This window comes from Limnospira indica PCC 8005 (assembly GCF_000973065.1).
GTDB lineage: Bacteria > Cyanobacteriota > Cyanobacteriia > Cyanobacteriales > Microcoleaceae > Limnospira > Limnospira fusiformis.
Map to the genome: position 1 here is coordinate 4,015,534 of NZ_FO818640.1, position 18,429 is coordinate 4,033,962.

Consider the following 18,429-nt stretch of genomic DNA (forward strand, 5'->3'; position numbering starts at 1 on the left):
AATTATGAAGTTTAAGGGAGCAGATAGCCCTACGGTTGTGATTGTTTCTTCACTACTGATTTTGGGTAGTATCGGCCTTCTAATTTGGTGGGCATTACAGACAGCCTACTCTTTTTAAGACTGACAGACTCAAGGGGGGTCAGCTATATGCTTGTCCCCTCTAGGGCGGGCATAATGGCGGATTACTCAGCAATTGACAGGTTTTTTCTGGTGAGATTATCTGTAGTTTTTGATTAAGTTTCGGCGGGAGTGCTAATTTGTTCAACTTCTGGAGTTGCCTTGCTAATTGCCTGAAGTAATAGATAATTTAGGACAGTTCGCACGGCAATAATAGCAGCTAACCGGGCGATATCATCCCAACGGCTAGAAATCATGGTTTTTAAAATAGTGGCTCCAATTAAAAAACTGAGGGCTAGGGAAAATGAATAACCCATGACTAAACGGCCTCGTTGAAAGGCTTCGGTAGCCTGACCTTTAAATAAGGCATCTTTAATAAAAATCACTAAAGCACGGGTCACGCCAATGGCAATTACAAACAGTGCCAACAGTTGACAAAATCCTGTTAAAATTCCATTCAAGGAAACTACAATGCCTGAAAGTTCAGTGGCTAGACCGTTTAACATCATGTTGATGATTGCTCAAATGAGAATGAACAGTCAATAATTCTAGCAAAGAAGATGCTGTGACTGTCAGAATTATGATCAGTATGGGATAGGGGGGGTTTAGTAATATGATTTTTCAGAAATCGAATTAACTACAGAACCCGCCCCTACCAGATGATTAATTATCCATTGTGCAATGAGAGGTTAGCGGGAAGCAGCACCTACTCGCCGCCAAGCTGTGGGAGACTCGGGATAATTCCGAGAAAGGGGAGATGCCATTTTTAAGACTTTGTTCATTACCCAGGGGGCAATGCGACGACACCAAACGGCTAGGTGGCTTTGCCACCCTACCAGAATTTCTGGGGAGTCTTTCCGCAGTCCGATAATTAACACTTGGGCAACCTGTTGGGGGGTCATGGGAGTGACCCAGCGAAATAGTTGCAGGCGGCGGGTCATGTCTGTATCGGTGAGGGTGGGAAGTAAAGCCATAACTTTGATATTGTGTTGGGCTAATTCAGACCTTAGTGCCTCGGTAAAGCCTAGGATGGCGAATTTAGTGGCTGAGTATGTGGACATGGTGGGGGCGGCGATTTTGCCCATGAGACTGGATACATTGACGATGGTTCCTTGGTTTCGGGTGGCCATACGTCGGGCGATCGCACGGGTGACTGTGTAAAGTCCCATCAGGTTTAGGGATAGTTCTTCTTGGACTTGGGGTAATTTAGATTTCAAGAAGGGGGTTTGATGGGCGACCCCGGCGCAGTTCACTAATAAATCAATGGGGCCGTGAGTTCGCCATGCTTGGGCTAAGGCGATATTGACTTCTGTGGGTTGTGTGAGATCTAGGGCGAGGGTGATCACTTCTACTTCCATGTCGCTGAGTTCTGCTGCCAATTCTGCTAATTTTTGGCGATCGCGGGCGACTAATAACAGACGACCCACGCCATTGCGGGCTAACTCTAGGGCGATCGCTCGTCCGATACCACGGGAAGCCCCTGTAATTAGGGCTGTAATACCTTGGATATTCATAAAAATCTCCTGTCTGTGGTGAAATACCGCCAGGACACTAGGACTCCACTACAGTGGCGGCTAAATCAATTGATTGGACTAAATTCTGTTCAACCCAGGCGGACGCTAAAATTGTGAAGAACAACAAAATCCCTCTGGGTTAGCTCTCGTTTCTGGAGCGGAAAGTTTGCTGATTGATAGCTCATACTCAGTTTGCTGATGATGATATGAACGAATCGAGGCTTCAACTCAGTTGCTGACTGAGGATACATCACAGGTCACGGTAGCGTACAACATAGCTCACAGTTCTCCTTTTTACTTTCTCTTTTTTACTTACTATTGTTCGCTATGCACACTTTAGCAACCAAATCAAGTTTGTGCAACATTTTTTAATAAAAAACGCTTTAACATTTCTTTACAATCTGGCAAAACCTTTACTGTAGGGAGTTTTAGAGTAATTGTCAGCAGGCGATCGCCGATGGTAACAGAGGATCTGAGTAATGGGAGTAAAAAGTAGCGATCGCCTCCAAACACTGATGTAGTAATACCATTCGGGGCAATACTCGAGAGAGTAAGGCGCGAGGTATTATGAGAAAAAAGTGGCGCGCCACAACAAAAAAAACCACAACCGTTACAGGTTGCAGGTTTCAGGATAACCTGGCTAATGCCTGTTCACAATTTAAGAAATCGCTGGCCTTATTTCGCCAATTTTCCCTTCCCCTTGGCGATGAAAGCTAAAGAGTATGCTGTTAGTGCGAAAAATACAGCCGGGAAATCGCACTAAACATTACCCTCACCCTAAATCTGCATCCCAGGGGGGACCGGGACGAGCGAGAGCGTATTGCATGATTACTGAAAGGGCTGTAATCGTTACTGAGTGACCAAATGAACGCGCCCTAATTTCCTGTGCTATCCCATTCACCTCCTCCAATGGTAAGTACCCCCGGTATATGCGATCGCCACGGAAAATCCTTAATCTACCCATGATTTCACTATTGTAGATGTTGCTTTCAGAGCTGCATCACTCCACGTCAATTGTTAAAAAATGGAAACATAGGAAACATCAAGGAAACATTGCAACATTTTATTGGCATTCTCAACTCGTTAATATCAGAATGGGTCAAAATGTAAAAAACTAAAACCCCAAGACCAGGACTCATGAAAGTCACCAAACATCGAGCCACCATCTCTCAGTATCGCCTTTTTCCCCCATTTGAGTAGGTTGGGTGGAGGTCACGAAACCCAACGCCACCATCTCTCAGTTATGTTGGGTTTCACTACGTTTCACCCAACCTACATGGCTAAAATTATTAATTATTAATTATTAATTGTTAATTATTATAGGTTGGGTGGAGGTCACGAAACCCAACGCCACCATCTCTCAGTTATGTTGGGTTTCACTACGTTTCACCCAACCTACATGGCTAAAATTATTAATTATTAATTATTAATTGTTAATTATTATAGGTTGGGTGGAGGTCACGAAACCCAACGCCACCATCTCTCAGTTATGTTGGGTTTCACTACGTTTCACCCAACCTACATGGCTAAAATTATTAATTATTAATTATTAATTGTTAATTATTATAGGTTGGGTGGAGGTCACGAAACCCAACGCCACCATCTCTCAGTTATGTTGGGTTTCACTACGTTTCACCCAACCATGTAGGTTGGGGTTTTGGGGATCGGAAAAATATTTCCGGATATTTCAGGAAATTACTTGTTAATCCCTCTCTAATCAGAAACAGTTAATAGTGGGCAGAGTCGGACTCGAACCGGAATTACAGCCTACAACCCCTATTCTACCGTTACTTAGGTGTTACTCAAAACCGTAGTAGAGTAACAAGTGAGTAAAAAATGAGTAATGCTACTAAACTCCCTACAGTGGGGGGAAAGGGTAACTATGACGAGAGCTATAGCAGATTCCTGAAAGCCTATCAAGACTTTAAAGGGGAATGTCCCAAAGGAGTGACACTCAAGTTACAAAAGTCCGGGGCTAGGTACAATCTGCTATTGCAGTTTAAGCAACCACCTACCGGGAAACGGCTACCCAAGACAGCTAATCTTGAGTGTACACCCCAAGGGGTGATAGACGGGGTTAAGAAAGCTAAACTGGTATCAGAAGCCTTAGGGACTATCACTAGCACTAGTGAGTTCTGGGATTGGTATGATACGACTATTCTAGGAAAGAATCAGATTGAGGATAATCTGATAACCTACCGGGAAATATTCCAACAACTGGAAGATGAGTATTTTGCCGGGTACAACCGCAACACAGGACGACCACGCTCCCGCGATATTGTCAGCGACCTATCTTCCTATCATCAAAGCCAAAAAATATACTTTGAGCAATTCCCCAATTGGGATGATTATCCTACTTGGGAGAGTTTCAAGGTTATGCTGTACACTCCCTTACAGAATGGAGAGGAGCTGATAGGGTCCAAAACATTCAAAGAACGTTACTACATCCTGAAAGCCATTGCCAAAAAATCACCCAATAAAGACCACCTACTAAAACAGTTAGAACTTATTAATCCCAGACAAACACGATTCACCGTTAAGCAGCGTATAGGCATCGATGCCTTTAAAAATTGGTGGTACAGCGCTAAACAAGCAGTCTACACTATCAAAAACCATACATTCAGTAAAGCTCGTCACGCCTGGCTGTGGGTTACTGGTATGACAGTAATGTATGGGTTAAGGCTTACCGAAATAGCCGCTGCTGTTAACTTATAGCACCAGACAGGAAAGTTAGGACGTATAATGGAGAGGACGAGATGACTAAGAAGACCAAAAATGCCAGCCCCCTATAGTTACGACCTCAGACAAAAAGTTATTGATGCCATTGAACTAGACGGTATGCCCAAAACAGAAGCCAGTCCAGTTTTCCATGTCAGCCGGAACACCATTAATCTCTGGCTGCAAAGAAAAGCACAGACCGGAGACTTCCTCCCTAAACCTAATCACCCACCTGGCAATAACCACAAAATTACCGACTGGCATAAATTCAAGGCTTTTGCCCAAGAGCATGGCCACAAAACCTCCGCTCAAATGGCTGAACTTTGGGATGACGACATCTCTCCTCGCACCATATCCAGAGCCTTGAAGAAAATTGGCTTCACCAGAAAAAAAACTTACGGCTACCAAGAACGTTGGAAGCAACAGCGAGAGGAGTTTATGGCTCAGATTGAACAGATGGAGCCACAAGAAGTGGTCTACCTCGATGAAGCCGGCATGAATAGTCAGGACTCGGATTACCCTTATGGTTACTGCGAGGAAGGAAAACGCTTCCATGCCCTCAAATCAGGGAAGAGGCAGGGCAGGGTAAGTATGATAGCCGCATGGTGTCATCAACAACTCTTAGCTCCCTTTAGCTTTGAGGGTTGTTGTAATCGGACAGTGTTTGAGTTGTGGTTGGAGTTCATCTTAATTCCAACACTGAAGCCAGGTCAGACTCTAGTGCTAGACAATGCAACGTTTCATAAAGGGGGACGGATTCCTGAGCTAGTGGAGGCGGCTCAATGCCGTTTGCTCTATCTACCACCTTATTCGCCAGACCTCAACAAGATAGAGAAATGTTGGTCGTGGCTGAAAGCCCGCATTCGCCATTGTATTGAGCAGTTTGATTCTCTCCATGATGCCATGGATTCCGTTCTCAAAACTGCGTCCTAACCACCTTGACTAATGCTATATCTGGGAGAGAGACCTAGGGTGAGGGCAATGTCTTAAGGGACTGGTGAACAAGCTGTATGTAAAGAAATGTTAAGTTGGGGCCGGGAAAATTTTTTTTCTGGGGGGGGTTGCTTTTCCCGGCGACTTGCGCTATACTTTTTAAATAATGCGAATAGTGACAATTTTATTTTTAGTGAACAGATTCCAATTGTTTTACTATCATATCCAAATACTACCATGAGTTCCCGGTGGTTGTCAAGGGTTGGCGCGGGTTCCGAGCCAAAAATTTTTTTTAATGTTAAAAAAGGCATCTTTTTCCAGCAAGAAAAGCCGGGAAATCATGGTTAATTAACCTTTAGGAATAGACACTTTCTAGGGATTGAAAATCTCGTTCAACTTCCGCCCACAGCGTGCGATTGTGAGGGTCAGTACGGAGGGCTTTTTTGAGGTAATTGCGGGCTTTATCGGTTTGGCGTTCTTTGATAAGTTGACGAGCCCAACGTTGATAAGTAATAGCCTGCCACTGTCGGATTTCCTGGTCTTGGGGGATTCTGTGGGCTAGTCCTTCCACTAAAGCGATCGCCCTAGGGAATCGCTGATATCTGAGTAATTGCTGCAATTGTTTATAGCAATTGTCCTTCAATTTTTGCTCAGTTTCCGAGAGTTCCGGGTTAAATTGAATCCGGTTTTCCGGGTGATAGACCTTATTTTTCCCCGTGGGATAATGGGAGGTTGTACCCTTGGGGAAGTGGGTATAAGAGGCCGTAGCCCAAGCCATTTGGGAATCAGGTTTAGCGACATCTAACAGAAACTTATAAGCCTCCGTTAAGGCGATAAATCTTTCCTTTGCTTGGGGATTATTTTGATTAACATCAGGATGATATTGTCGGGCGAGTTTCCGATAGGAAGCCTTGACCGCTTCCAAACTCGCCCCTGATCTTAAACCCAATGTGCGATAGTAATCCGTTGTGTCCATCTAGGTTTAATCTACCCCAGTTTAAGCAAGAACCGAACCCGCACCACAAGAAACGCGGGCGTGATTAGTTTAGCAGAAATCTGGCTATGGCTAAACTGGGCGTTCTTCAATGACCTGATCAATTAAACCATATTCGTGGGCTTCGGCGGCGGACATAAAGTAATCGCGATCGGTGTCTTTCTCAATTTTTTCGAGAGTTTGACCGGATCTTTCTGCTAACATCTCATTGAGGACCTTACGAATTCGGAGAATTTCTTTAGCCTCAATTTCAATATCAGTGGCTTGTCCGCGAGTCCCCCCCAAAGGTTGGTGAATCATAATCCTAGCATGGGGGAGGGCTAGGCGTTTACCTTTAGTTCCCGCAGCCAGGAGAAATGCACCCATAGAAGCAGCCATACCCACGCAGATAGTCACCACATCAGACCTGATATATTGCATGGTATCGTAAATCGCCATCCCGGCAGTTACCGAACCGCCAGGGGAATTGATATAGAGGTAAATGGGTTTGGAGGGGTCTTCGGAGTCCAAATACAGCATATAAGCGACGATCGCATTAGCAATACCGTCGTCAACCTCTTCCGACAAAAAGATAATTCGTTCGCGGAAAAGTCTTTCATAGATACTGATCCACTGTTCATAGGTACTACCAGGAAGGCGATAAGGAACACTAGGAACACCAATAGGCATAATTACTAATCCTTTTGTTGTGTCTGTATAAGATTGGTTGAATTTAACGGGAGATTTTCCCCGGTGGCGATCGCCAGTCTACCGTCGGGGGGTTGGTGAGGAGAGCAGATCAACAATTAATCATCAACAATTAATTATCAATTGTCTCCTCTTTTCTGGTAGTTTACCGATACCCGACGGAGGAAATCAAGTCAACTTTAGAGTTGTTAAAACACGGTCGATGATACCATACTCTTTCGCCTCTTCTGGAGTCATGTAAAAAGTGCGGTTCATGTCCTTAGTCAATTTCTCAATGGTTTGACCAGTATTTTGGTGAAAGATATCCATCATTAAAGCCCGTTTCGAGAGGATCTCGTCAGCGGTTACTTGAATATCGGTAGCTTGTCCTTGGGTTCCGGTTTGGGGGTTATAAAGAGTAATCATGGAATTAGGAAGACTAGCCCGTTTACCTTTGGAACCGCAGGACAATAACAAAGCTGCCATCCCCACTGCTTGACCCAAACAGATAGTCACAATCTCCGATTTGATGTGTTGCATAGTGTCATATACAGCCAAAGCCGCCATGACTGACATCATTCCCATGGACTCATTAGCCATACCTGCTAGGACTGGATCACCAATGGAGTTGATGTACATATAGATGGGTTTATTCTGATCGTCGGAGTCAAGATACAACATAGCCGACACCAGGGAATTAGCGACACCGGTTGTCAGAGGCTGATTCAGAAAAATAATTCGTTCTTGACTCAAACGAGTATAGATGTTAACCCACTGCCAGTATTGACTACCAGGAATCTGATAAGGAACGCGAAGAACTTCATCGACAGCCATAATTTGTAAGCACAAGCAAGTTTACTACACACCAACGGGTAATTGTTTGGGCAATTCCTTAGTGCTTTCGAGAACCCGATCAATCAACCCATATTCTTTAGCCGCCTCTGGTGTTAAATAGAACATCCGATCGGTATCTTTGGCAATTTTTTCCACAGGTTGTCCGGTATTTTGGGACAAAATATCCAAGATCGATGCTTTGTTGGCGAGGACTTCTTTAGCCCTAATTTGGATATCAGTAGCCTGAGAGCGTCCCATCCCCATACGAGGTTGGTTTAAAACAATGGTGGCATGGGGGAGACTGGTACGACAGCCTTTTGTCCCGGCGGAAAGAATCATCGCGGCTGTACCCATAGCCTGACCAATGCAGATAGTATGCACAGGGGGTTTGACATAGCTCATGGTATCGCAAATCGCGAAGGCTTCGGTATCTTGTCCGATCGCATCTCCCGTATACCAAGAGGTTCCGGTAGAGTTGATATAGAAGTAAATAGGCTTTTCTGGATCGGAAAATTGCAGATAAAGCAACTGGGCGATAATTAGTTTGGTGACATCAACCCCTAGTTGTCGCTTATAGTCGTCCGAGGAAACTAGAGGCGACCCTAGATAGATAATCCTTTCCTTGAGTAGCAAGGAGGGTAGGTCTGGGGGTGGTGTCCTAATGGCACTGTCGCTGTAGTAGTATGGTGATTGCACAGTATAAACCGATGAACTCATCAAAGAGGTTAAACTATATACTAACGCAACTCGTGGCTCAGTCCTGTGAATAACCGGATGGGAAATTACCGACCATCTGAATTTTGAGTTGCGTCCTATACTCAAATAGGATTTTCACATCCCGGAGGTCTTCTATGAAAGTCAGTTTGCAGCCTTCCCTCAACGATCCGAACCTAGACCCAAATCAAGAATCGAATCAGCGTCAACTGTCAATTTCGGTTTCAGCGGTTCCTGATCCGTTTGAGGGTCAAGTTCCCATGAATCTATGTTTGATTTTAGACCACAGTGGTTCTATGAATGGTCAACCATTGGAAACGGTGAAACAGGCGGCGAAAGAACTTATCGATCGCTTAAATGTAGGCGATCGGATTTCGGTAGTTGCTTTTGATCACCGAGCTAAGGTATTGGTTCCTAATCAAGACCTCACCGATCCTGATGGTATCAAAAAAAAGATTGATGGTTTGCGCTGTTCCGGGGGAACGGCTATTGATGAAGGTATCAAGCTGGGAATTGAGGAGTTAGGAAAGGGTAAACAGGATCGGATTTCTCAAGGGTTTCTTCTCACTGACGGGGAAAATGAACACGGGGATAATAAACGTTGTCTCAAACTCGCCAAACTGGCCACGGAATATAAGTTAACTATTAATTCTTTGGGATTTGGAGACGACTGGAATCAGGATATTTTAGAGAAAATTGCCGATGCGGGTGGCGGTGCTTTGGGATATATTGAATACCCCGAACAGGCGATCGCTGAGTTTGGCCGTCTGTTTACCCGTATGCAATCGGTGGGACTCACTAACGCTTACCTATTATTCTCCCTATTTCCTTATGTCCGCTTGGCTCAACTCAAGCCAGTCGCACAGGTTTATCCTGATACTATTGAACTTCCTATACTGCCAAAAGGAGAACAACTCGCGGTTCGCTTGGGGGATTTAATGAAAGATACCGAACGGATTATCTTGGCTAACCTTTATGTTGATGTTGGCAATTTGCCGATCAGTAAACAGGCGATCGCTCAAGTTCAAGTCCGCTATGATGACCCGGCTTTGGGTATTGAAAAGCTCTATTCTCAGCCGGTTTTGGTGGAAGCTAATGTCCTCGGAGATTATCGCCCTACTTCCGATCCCAAGGTTCAAAAACATATTTTGGCTTTGGCTAAGTACCGACAAACTCAAATCGCTGAAACTAAACTACAACAAGGCGATCGCGCCGGTGCTGCTACTATGTTACAAACAGCGGCTAAAACCGCTTTACAAATGGGCGACAACAGTGCTGCTACTGTCCTCCAAGGTAGTGCAACTCGCCTCCAGTCCGGCGAAGAACTATCGGACTCCGAACGCAAGAAAACTCGCATAGCATCGAAAACTACTCTCAAGTAGAATGGGTAATTGGGCGGCAAATCCATGTTATGCCGCTTCCCTCTTCTATTTCATCCCCCAACTTTGTTGATATCAATTCTCAATAAACTCGTCGCTGGCGCTAAGGGTTGACAAGCACGGGGAACTAATGGTAGGATATTGACATACAGTTAAATAATGGGAATCTTACCCAAAATAATAAAATTGCGACTATTCCCATTGTCTAAAAGTGTAGCAGAAGTCACCCCAAAAAGCAAGCACCCCCCGCCAAAAAAAATTTTTCGCAACATTTCTTAATTTTTTGTTACAAAAGTTAATATATGGGGGATGAATTAAAAGAGGGTTTCGAGTTCTGCGAGGGCGCGATCGAGGTTGTCGTTGATTAAGGTGTGGTGAAATTCCCCGGCGGCGGCGATTTCAGTTTTAGCGCGTTGAATACGACGAGCGATCGCCTCTTGGGAGTCAGTGGCGCGATTTCGTAGACGGTTCTCGAGTTCTTGTAGAGAAGGTGGAAGGATAAAAATTCGCAGAGCCTGTGGAAAGGTCTGTGAGATCTGTCTAGCGCCTTCTAGTTCAATTTCGAGTAGAACATTCTCTCCCTGCTGAATTTTATCTTGGACAGCCAAGCGGGGTGTCCCGTAGAAATTTCCGGCAAACTCAGCCCATTCTAGTAGCTCTTGTTGTTGAACCATTTGTTGAAAGCGATCGCGAGTGACGAAAAAATAGTCTTTTCCATGGACTTCTCCGGGACGGGGAGAACGGGTAGTAACGGAGACGGAAAGATGGAGTTGTGGATATTTTTGGAGAAGCGATCGAATAATCGTTCCTTTTCCCACGCCACTAGGTCCGGTAATGACAATGAGCTGGCCAGTTTTGCTGTCAATCATCTTAATATAGTTTTAGGTGAACCCAGATAGGTTTATGAAAGGCGATTAGCACCGTTTTTCTCAACCACAAATCGGTTAGCGACGGTTTCTGGCTGAATAGCTGAGAGAACCACATGATTGGAGTCGGTAATAATCACGGCTCTGGTGCGCCGTCCATAGGTAGCATCAATAAGCTGTCCTCGGTCTCGTGCGTCTGTAATGATACGCTTAATGGGGGCTGATTCGGGGCCGACAATAGCGATGACACGATTACCACAGATAATATTGCCAAAGCCGATATTAATGAGTTGAATATCCATAAAATTTCTACAGGTAGAATAAAGGTAGGTGCGATCGCTTTGATGGCATGAGCCCATAAATTGTATATTCTTACCAACTCGAAAGTATCGCCCACAAAAATTGTAGTCGGATCGGCTCCCATAATCAATATTTAATCTGAAAAACTCTATCTAGGGGCTGATGGGGTCTCTTTTCCCTGGAGACAAAGGAAACCGGGGAGATGATGAAAACTGAGTCCTGTTGCTGCTTAAAAAACTAGATAGGAGGGTTGATGAACTAGATCACTTAATTTTGTGATCTGTGTCAGTGCTGGTGTCAAAAATATGTGAACCCACTAATTAAGATTTTTGTATGAGTATTTGCTTGTGAGTATTTAAAGTTTAGTTTAATCAGGGTCTTGCTTCCCCAGTCGAGGCTGGCTACGATGGCGATTACTAGCCTGCTGAGTATACCATTTATACCATTCTGTAGAGCTACGAATAGCGAGCCAGAGCAAGAATAAAGCAATTAACCCCCCCTGTTCAGGAGCATCAAAAGCAAACATAACCAGAGCAATACACAAACCATCCTGGACAAAAATTGCCCATAGAGGTAAGCCTCGCAGACGGTAAAACCATCCCGCTTGTACCAATTGTAAGACTAAAGCCAAAAGTCCCCCAACAATTCCCAGCAACCACAACAACCAGGAGGGGAAAGAACTGGCTTCAGCGATCGCCAAACCCATAATCGCTCCGACTACGGGACTAAACACCAGTTGAAATACCTGGAGAATGCGCTGTCCTAATAATTGTTTCGAGGCGAAAAGTTCAAAGAGGGACCAGCTCACCAAAACACCAATTACCACCTTGGGAGACAGAGCCGAAAGAAGTGGTACATCAGACCATAAATTATTTCGCAGTAATCCAATTAGTAGGAGTGGAAGCGCAATTCTCATACCTCCTGCTGCTGATGCGGAAAGAACTGCTAAAATTTCAATCATAGAAAGCCATTATGCTCCAGTAACTCGAGAAGGATGGTTTTATCCTAGCACCCCATCAAAATCAGTCCAGTCATGTTCAGGGGGGAAGGGTAGAGAATGGGGTCGCCCCCATCCCCTCCCATTCAAAACCGTACTTGAGACTTTCGCATCATAGGGCTCCCGATGTGGATGCCCAATTGGTCAGTGGTACAGTGTTGACTTCACCGCTTAGTCCTTCTTCTTTCAGAACTATATGCACACGTAGTCTTTAAACTCGTCTTCGCCATAACACCCCCACCGGTCGCCGGACCTACATCCACACCGTGGCGCGTCTACTTAATCTGTTCAATCTGAGCAATAAACTCCTCTCGCTGTTGCTGATCAAGTTCTTGGTGGCCGTAAGTTTTTTTTCTGGTGAAGCCAATTTTCTTCAAGGCTCTGGATATGGTGCGAGGAGAGATGTCGTCATCCCAAAGTTCAGCCATCTGAGCTGCGGTTTTGTCGCCATGCTCTTGGGCAAAAGCCTTGAATTTTTGCCAGTCGGTAATTTTGTGGTTATTGCCAGGTGGGTGATTAGGTTTAGGGAGGAAGTCTCCGGTCTGTGCTTTTCTTTGCAGCCAGAGATTAATGGTGTTCCGGCTGACATGGAAAACTTGACTGGCTTCTGTTTTGGGCATACCGTCTAGTTCAATGGCATCAATAACTTTTTGTCTGAGGTCGTAACTATAGGGGGCTGGCATTTTGGGTCTTCTTAATCATCTCGTCCTCTCCATTATACGTCCTAACTTTCCTGTCTGGTGCTATACATTGCCCTCACCCTAAATCTGGATCCCAGATACATTGCCCTCACCCTAAATCTGGATCCCAGAGGGGAGAGGGACTTTGAGAGGTAATTAGTCCCTTAATAAATTGCCCTCACCCTAGGTCTCTCTCCTAGATACATTGCCCTCACCCTAAATCTGGATCCCAGAGGGGAGAGGGACTTTGAGAGGTTATCAGTCCCTTAATAAATTGCCCTCACCCTAGGTCCTTCTCCTAGATACATTGCCCTCACCCTAGGGCTTTCTCCTAGATACATTGCCCTCACCCTAAATCTGGATCCCAGAGGGGAGAGGGACTTTGAGAGGTAATTAGTCCCTTAATAAATTGCCCTCACCCTAGGGCTTTCTCCTAGATACATTGCCCTCACCGATACATTGCCCTCACCCTAAATCTGGATCCCAGAGGGGAGAGGGACTTTGACCGGAATTATTCATAGTAGCGTCCTCGCCACTGGGTAGGTCTTTGGGTAGCGGAGAGAAAGAGGCGGAAAACAGCGAGGGGGTCAGCGAGGGGAGATAGCCAGAAGACCCATTTAGCTTGTGCTTGGCTGAAATTATATGAAGAAGCGATCGCACCCGACAAAGCGACACGGATAATAAAGAGGAAAGCATTTAAGCGCCATAGACAGGTAAATATAGGGTTATGGTGGGGAGAGAGTAACCCCAAAGCGAAGCCGATAGTTAACACAAACAGGGGTAGACCCTGACAGCATAATAGGAAACCGAGATCCGCCCATAGTCCCGCCCTAGAAGAAGCATCCTTTAAATCAAGCGATCGCCCCCAGCCAGACCAAGTATCCATAAACCCATCATACATCCGCACCTTCAGCAGCGCCGCCCCATCCCAAAACCCGACGCGAAAGCCTTTTTTAGCAGCATTTCTCGCCAAAGTCACATCATCACAAAAGGAATTTGAGGCGGTGGTGTAACCATTTAAGGCTTCCAAAACCGCACGGCGACACAAAAAGCATTGGCCATTAGCCATAACCCGTTCCGGGGTCTTAGGAGCCGTATCGGGGGGGCCAAATCGATAGACGAGGGTAATTAAGAGGGCAGGTTGTAACCACAATTCCCCTGGGTATTTAAGGATAAACTGAGAGGATAGAGAAATCAGGTCATATTGAGAATTTTCTGCCGCCCTAACCAACGCCGCGACCAGTCCGGGTTGAGGTTGTGTGTCTGCATCAATACCCAAAACCCATTCCGAGGCGGGGGAAGTGTGTAAAAAGCCAGTATGTAAAGCCCAAGGACGACCTACCCAGCCGGGAGGTAAGGGGTCATCCGTAGTTAAGCGGAAACGAGGGTCGCGCTGGCTTTGGGCGATGACCATATCTTGGGTGGCATCGACTGAGTTACTATCAACAATGATGATTTCGCGTACTTCATAGCCTTGGAGGGTCAAACCTGATAAACAAGGACCGAGGCGGGTGGCTTCGTTGAGGGTGGGGACAATAACGCTAACTTTACCCAATAGGTCTGGGGTGGGGGGGGCTATGTGTAATTGTGGGCGACGCTGTAACCCTCGAAATAGGCGGGAGAGTAAAATCGCGGTGGCGGGGAGTTGTAGGGAAAGTATTAACAGGGCTAAGGCACTGATACTCTCGTAAGTGGATAAGTTAAACAGGGCTAGTAGACCAGGGCTGGGGATGAACATAAAGGGGAAACGCACAGGAATATATGTGGGCGGTTTGTGATTAACTGACCGAAGTTAATCGGAAATGCGATCGCTATTAGACCAGTTTTGCCTATCAATGGTCAAGTGAGAGCAACTATGGGGTTTTGACGAGATTAAATCAACCAGCCTCGCCAGTCCATAGGAAGGTTAGGCAGTAGCCACAACCGCCACTACATCCAGGGTTAATCAAATGCGGACGAAAGGACTTGAACCTTCACGTCGCGAGGACACTAGAACCTAAATCTAGCGCGTCTACCAATTCCGCCACGTCCGCTTATTTGCCAGAATTCATAGTAACACAGATGAGCGATAAAAAAAAGGGGTTAGGGGAAATTAATTTGTGACAGGTGGCTGGGGTAGGTGGAGGAGGTGAAACCCGCGACTGTGGGAAAGGATTACAATATTTATCACCCCCCAGTAGCGGACAGGGGTTTTTTATGGTTTCATACTCCCGATAACTACTTATGTTTAACCAACTGATGCACCTGGTGCGCCGATTTGGTCAATGGTTGACCCAGGTGGGGAATAAGTTACTCAACTTGCTGAACCCTCCCCCACCACCGCAGAGGTCAAACCCTCCCCGACTCCCCGACCATGAATATGAATGGTTATTTCGACAATTGCTGACTAAGGTAGGTCAAGGTTGGAACCGCGACCAGGTGATGGGTTGGCTGCGTCGGAATGAATACCGGGTGACGGAAAGCCAATGGCGGGAATGGTGTCCCCGGTTTCAGCATAGCGCTAAAGACCCAGAAATCTCCCGGCAGCTATCATTATTAAAGAAGTTAAATTGTGGCGCAATTTCCCAGATAGCCGCTTATTTATTAGGGGAGACACCGCCAAAAACTCCCCCCGAAACACCACCCCCCAACCACCCCCCAACCTCGACTGATTCTGTCCCGACTGATGCTGATAAATGGTTTGACGATGGATTACAACGAGCTAATAATGGTGATTTTCGTGGGGCTATATCCTCCTGGGAAAAAGCGATCGAATTGAAACCGGATTACCATGAAGCTTGGTATAACCGAGGGTTGGCGCTGTCTCTTTTAGGAGAGTATGAACAAGCGATATCCTCCTTTGACCAAGCCCTAAAATATAAACCGGATGACCATGAAGCTTGGTATAACCGAGGGGTGGCGCTGTCTCTTTTAGGAGAGTTAGAACAAGCCATATCCTCCTTTGACCAAGCCCTAAAATATAAACTGGATTTCCATGCAGCTTGGAATAACCGAGGGAATGCGCTGAAGGATTTAGGAGAGTATGAACAAGCCATATCCTCCTACGACCAAGCCCTAAAATATAAACCGGATTACCATGTAGCTTGGAATAACCGAGGGTTGGCGCTGTCTGATTTAGGAGAGTTAGAAAAAGCCATATCCTCCTACGACCAAGCCCTAACATATAAACAGGATAAACATGAAGCTTGGTATAGCCGAGGGAATGCGCTGTCTGATTTAGGAGAGTATGAACAAGCCATATCCTCCTACGACCAAGCCCTAAAATATAAACCGGATTACCATGTAGCTTGGAATAACCGAGGGTTGGCGCTGTCTGATTTAGGAGAGTTAGAAAAAGCCATATCCTCCTACGACCAAGCCCTAACATATAAACCGGATTTCCATGAAGCTTGGTATAGCCGAGGGAATGCGCTGTCTGATTTAGGAGAGTATGAACAAGCCATATCCTCCTACGACCAAGCCCTAAAATATAAACCGGATTTCCATGAAGCTTGGTTTAACCGAGGGTTGGCGCTGTATTTTTTAGGAGAGTTAGAACAAGCCATATCCTCCTACGACCAAGCCCTAAAATATAAACCGGATAAACATGAAGCTTGGGCTAACCGAGGGAATGTGGCTGGACAATCACTCCGCACCACCCCTTTTATTGTACCTGATATCAACTCACCGAGACTCTCAGAAATCCTGCACAATCCTAGTTTAGACTTACGCGATTATCCAGGAGAAATTGCTAGTTATCAAGAGGGTTTAAAACATTGCCCCAAATCCACCCACCCCACCGCCTGGGGAATTTTATATCATGTTATCGGTCAAGCGCGTTATTTTCGAGGTAAATTAGCCACAGCTTCTCACCGAATAACTGACGAATTTGGTCAGCCACAAACAGCCAGATACTATTATCAACAGGCGGTGGAAAATTATCAGGAAGCCTTGACCGTTATCACCCCTGATGCTGACCGGGACTTATATTTAACTATTGTCCTTGATTTAATTGCGGCTTTGTGCCAATTAGGAGAAAAGCAGTCAGCCAGACAATGGCATCAACAGGGTTTCGCCACCCTACAAACTTGGATTAATAAATTTTATCATCAACACCATTCCCTAACCAAGACGGTTAGCCTATCTACCCCTGTCAACCCAGAAGATGAAACCCCCCAACTTGTGCCGGGAAATTTCGGGGAATATCAGTCTATTCCCGCAGTCAAACGGCTGAGGGCAAAATTTAGTTTATTCTATCGTTTTGCCTTTGACTTTGCCAGCCAAGACGAAAACTGGCATCAAGCCTTAGAAGCCGCAGAATTAGAAAAGAATATCCATTTAACTTGGCTGTTATCCACCGCTTCTCAACCCATTGAGATTAGCCCCACGGTAGCACAAATTAACGCCTTGCTTGACCCGGAAACCGCCATGATTTATTGGTATTATGGCAATGATTCTTTGATCACCTTTATCCTGACCGGAGACGACCTGACGGCTATACCCTTATCGGCTTGGGGACAGCAAGAAATGGCAACTTTCATCAAGACTTGGCATCATGATTATGAGAATTATAGTCTCAAAAAGACCTCAGATAATCAGACTTGGAAACAACGGTTAACCGACCATATAGAAACCCTGCACAACCTGTTAAACATCCCGGCAATTACGGGGCAATTACCCGAACAAATTAGGCAGTTAATTTTAGTTCCCCATCGAGACTTGCACCGTCTGCCTTTGGAAGCCTTATTCCCCCAGGAGTTCATCATCACTCGTTTACCCAGCGCGGCTTTTGGTTATGGTCATTCTGCCTCGCCAACCCTGAATCCTAACTCAGGAGTTTCTGTGCTGACTGTGGGTTACCCGGACAGTATCGGCGCGAAAAATCTGCCTTTTACGGAAACGGAAGTGAGTGCTATTGGTCAAATTTTCGCAGGGTATAATAGCCGCCACCAAACGATTACGGACACCGAAGCGACTGAGGAAAATGTGATATCAGCTTTCGGGCAAAATCACCAAATTTTTCACTTTAGCGGTCATGGGGATTATAACCATGAAAACCCGAATTTGTCAAGTATTTTGCTATCGGGTTCCCAGCGTTTAACGGGAGAAAAAATAGCCATTTTATCGCTGACTTCCTATAGTCTGGTGTATCTAAATGCTTGCGAAACGGGTTTAACGAATATGGAAACCATTGAGAAGGAATATGTAGGGTTAGCCAGTGCATTTCTGCGGGGGGGAGTGTCTCAGGTGATTTCCAGTTTATGGCTGGTGAATGATGAATCGGCGGCGGTATTGGCGATTAAGTTTTATCAGGAATATCTAGGGGGTGAAACGGCGGCGATGGCTTTACATAAGGCGAAAAAATGGTTACGCTGTGAGGCGACCTGGGCAGAAATTGCGAAGATTTATGAATCCTGTTTATCACATCCTGCTTTGAGTAAGAGTAATCAGGGAATTTTAGCCAAGGCTTTAGGACGGATAGAAAGACAGGAAAACCCGGAAGTTATGCCGTTTTCTGATGTTTATCATTGGGGGAGTTTGGTGATTTCGGGTTATTAAGCTAAGGGGGACTAACTGAGTCCCCTCGGTAGGAAGTGACGGGAGTGGTCACGGACGGGATAAATTAATTATCAAATGGGTGTATACAGATGACCGAGACTGTGGTAGAATTTAGGAGTAGGCGAATCAACGAAATCGTCGAAGTCGCCTGAATCTCTGACGGCATCTTCCACCCTCAT

General features: G+C 45.6%; 13 protein-coding genes, 1 tRNA gene and 2 pseudogenes. 4 read left to right on the top strand and 12 right to left on the bottom strand.

Going from position 1 to position 18,429, the window contains the following annotated elements; all coding sequences use genetic code 11:
* Positions 1-233 precede the first annotated feature (233 nt).
* Positions 234-626 carry a DUF1622 domain-containing protein gene (locus tag XZ46_RS17560; protein ID WP_006624549.1) on the bottom strand — a complete coding sequence of 131 codons (393 nt, stop codon included), beginning with the start codon at positions 624-626 and terminating at the stop codon, positions 234-236.
* A gap of 180 nt (positions 627-806) precedes the next feature.
* Entirely contained in the window at positions 807-1,631 is an 825-nt protein-coding gene (locus XZ46_RS17565) for an SDR family NAD(P)-dependent oxidoreductase (RefSeq protein WP_008051168.1), read from the bottom strand.
* A 1,836-nt stretch (positions 1,632-3,467) separates the two neighbouring features.
* Between XZ46_RS17565 and XZ46_RS17570 the strand changes: the two are divergent.
* A pseudogene (locus XZ46_RS17570) lies at positions 3,468-4,343 on the top strand (recombinase); the annotation flags it as partial.
* A 63-nt stretch (positions 4,344-4,406) separates the two neighbouring features.
* On the top strand, positions 4,407-5,282 hold the full coding sequence (locus tag XZ46_RS17575; protein ID WP_048895156.1) for an IS630 family transposase: 876 nt from the start codon (positions 4,407-4,409) through the stop codon (positions 5,280-5,282).
* 355 nt (positions 5,283-5,637) lie between these two features.
* Here the strand turns inward: XZ46_RS17575 and XZ46_RS17585 are convergent, their stop codons facing one another.
* The 4 genes from XZ46_RS17585 to XZ46_RS17600 all read right to left on the bottom strand — a co-directional run bounded on the left by XZ46_RS17585 (position 5,638) and on the right by XZ46_RS17600 (position 8,493).
* Positions 5,638-6,258, bottom strand: coding sequence for a J domain-containing protein (locus tag XZ46_RS17585; protein ID WP_006624543.1), 621 nt, complete (start codon positions 6,256-6,258; stop codon positions 5,638-5,640).
* A gap of 90 nt (positions 6,259-6,348) precedes the next feature.
* The gene (gene clpP / locus XZ46_RS17590; protein WP_006624542.1) at positions 6,349-6,945 is read right to left on the bottom strand and encodes an ATP-dependent Clp endopeptidase proteolytic subunit ClpP; all 597 of its coding nucleotides are present in this window, start codon (positions 6,943-6,945) and stop codon (positions 6,349-6,351) included.
* Positions 6,946-7,131: 186 nt separating this feature from the next.
* Positions 7,132-7,776, bottom strand: coding sequence for an ATP-dependent Clp protease proteolytic subunit (locus tag XZ46_RS17595; protein ID WP_006624541.1), 645 nt, complete (start codon positions 7,774-7,776; stop codon positions 7,132-7,134).
* A 24-nt stretch (positions 7,777-7,800) separates the two neighbouring features.
* A complete protein-coding gene (locus tag XZ46_RS17600) occupies positions 7,801-8,493 on the bottom strand; it encodes an ATP-dependent Clp protease proteolytic subunit (RefSeq protein ID WP_006624540.1) in 693 nt (230 codons plus the stop codon).
* Between the two features lie 134 nt (positions 8,494-8,627).
* Between XZ46_RS17600 and XZ46_RS17605 the strand changes: the two genes are divergently transcribed.
* Positions 8,628-9,872, top strand: a complete 1,245-nt coding sequence (locus XZ46_RS17605; protein ID WP_006624539.1) for a vWA domain-containing protein — start codon at positions 8,628-8,630, stop codon at positions 9,870-9,872.
* Between the two features lie 311 nt (positions 9,873-10,183).
* On the opposite strand, the gene gmk is transcribed toward XZ46_RS17605, so the two are convergent.
* From gmk to XZ46_RS17635, 6 genes and pseudogenes are all read right to left on the bottom strand, one after another.
* Complete coding sequence (gmk, locus tag XZ46_RS17610; protein ID WP_006624538.1) at positions 10,184-10,738, bottom strand: guanylate kinase; 555 nt, start codon at positions 10,736-10,738, stop codon at positions 10,184-10,186.
* Positions 10,739-10,770: 32 nt separating this feature from the next.
* Complete coding sequence (gene remA, locus XZ46_RS17615; protein ID WP_006624537.1) at positions 10,771-11,037, bottom strand: extracellular matrix/biofilm regulator RemA; 267 nt, start codon at positions 11,035-11,037, stop codon at positions 10,771-10,773.
* A gap of 365 nt (positions 11,038-11,402) precedes the next feature.
* Complete coding sequence (locus tag XZ46_RS17620; RefSeq protein WP_006624536.1) at positions 11,403-11,996, bottom strand: DUF4126 domain-containing protein; 594 nt, start codon at positions 11,994-11,996, stop codon at positions 11,403-11,405.
* Between the two features lie 314 nt (positions 11,997-12,310).
* A pseudogene (locus tag XZ46_RS17625) lies at positions 12,311-12,715 on the bottom strand (IS630 transposase-related protein); the annotation flags it as partial.
* A 508-nt stretch (positions 12,716-13,223) separates the two neighbouring features.
* The gene (gene cruG / locus XZ46_RS17630; protein WP_006624534.1) at positions 13,224-14,450 is read right to left on the bottom strand and encodes a 2'-O-glycosyltransferase CruG; all 1,227 of its coding nucleotides are present in this window, start codon (positions 14,448-14,450) and stop codon (positions 13,224-13,226) included.
* A 212-nt stretch (positions 14,451-14,662) separates the two neighbouring features.
* Positions 14,663-14,745, bottom strand: a tRNA-Leu gene (locus XZ46_RS17635).
* 190 nt (positions 14,746-14,935) lie between these two features.
* Here XZ46_RS17635 and XZ46_RS17640 point away from each other — a divergent pair.
* On the top strand, positions 14,936-18,250 hold the full coding sequence (locus tag XZ46_RS17640; protein WP_008051799.1) for a CHAT domain-containing protein: 3,315 nt from the start codon (positions 14,936-14,938) through the stop codon (positions 18,248-18,250).
* The last annotated feature ends 179 nt before the right edge of the window (positions 18,251-18,429 follow it).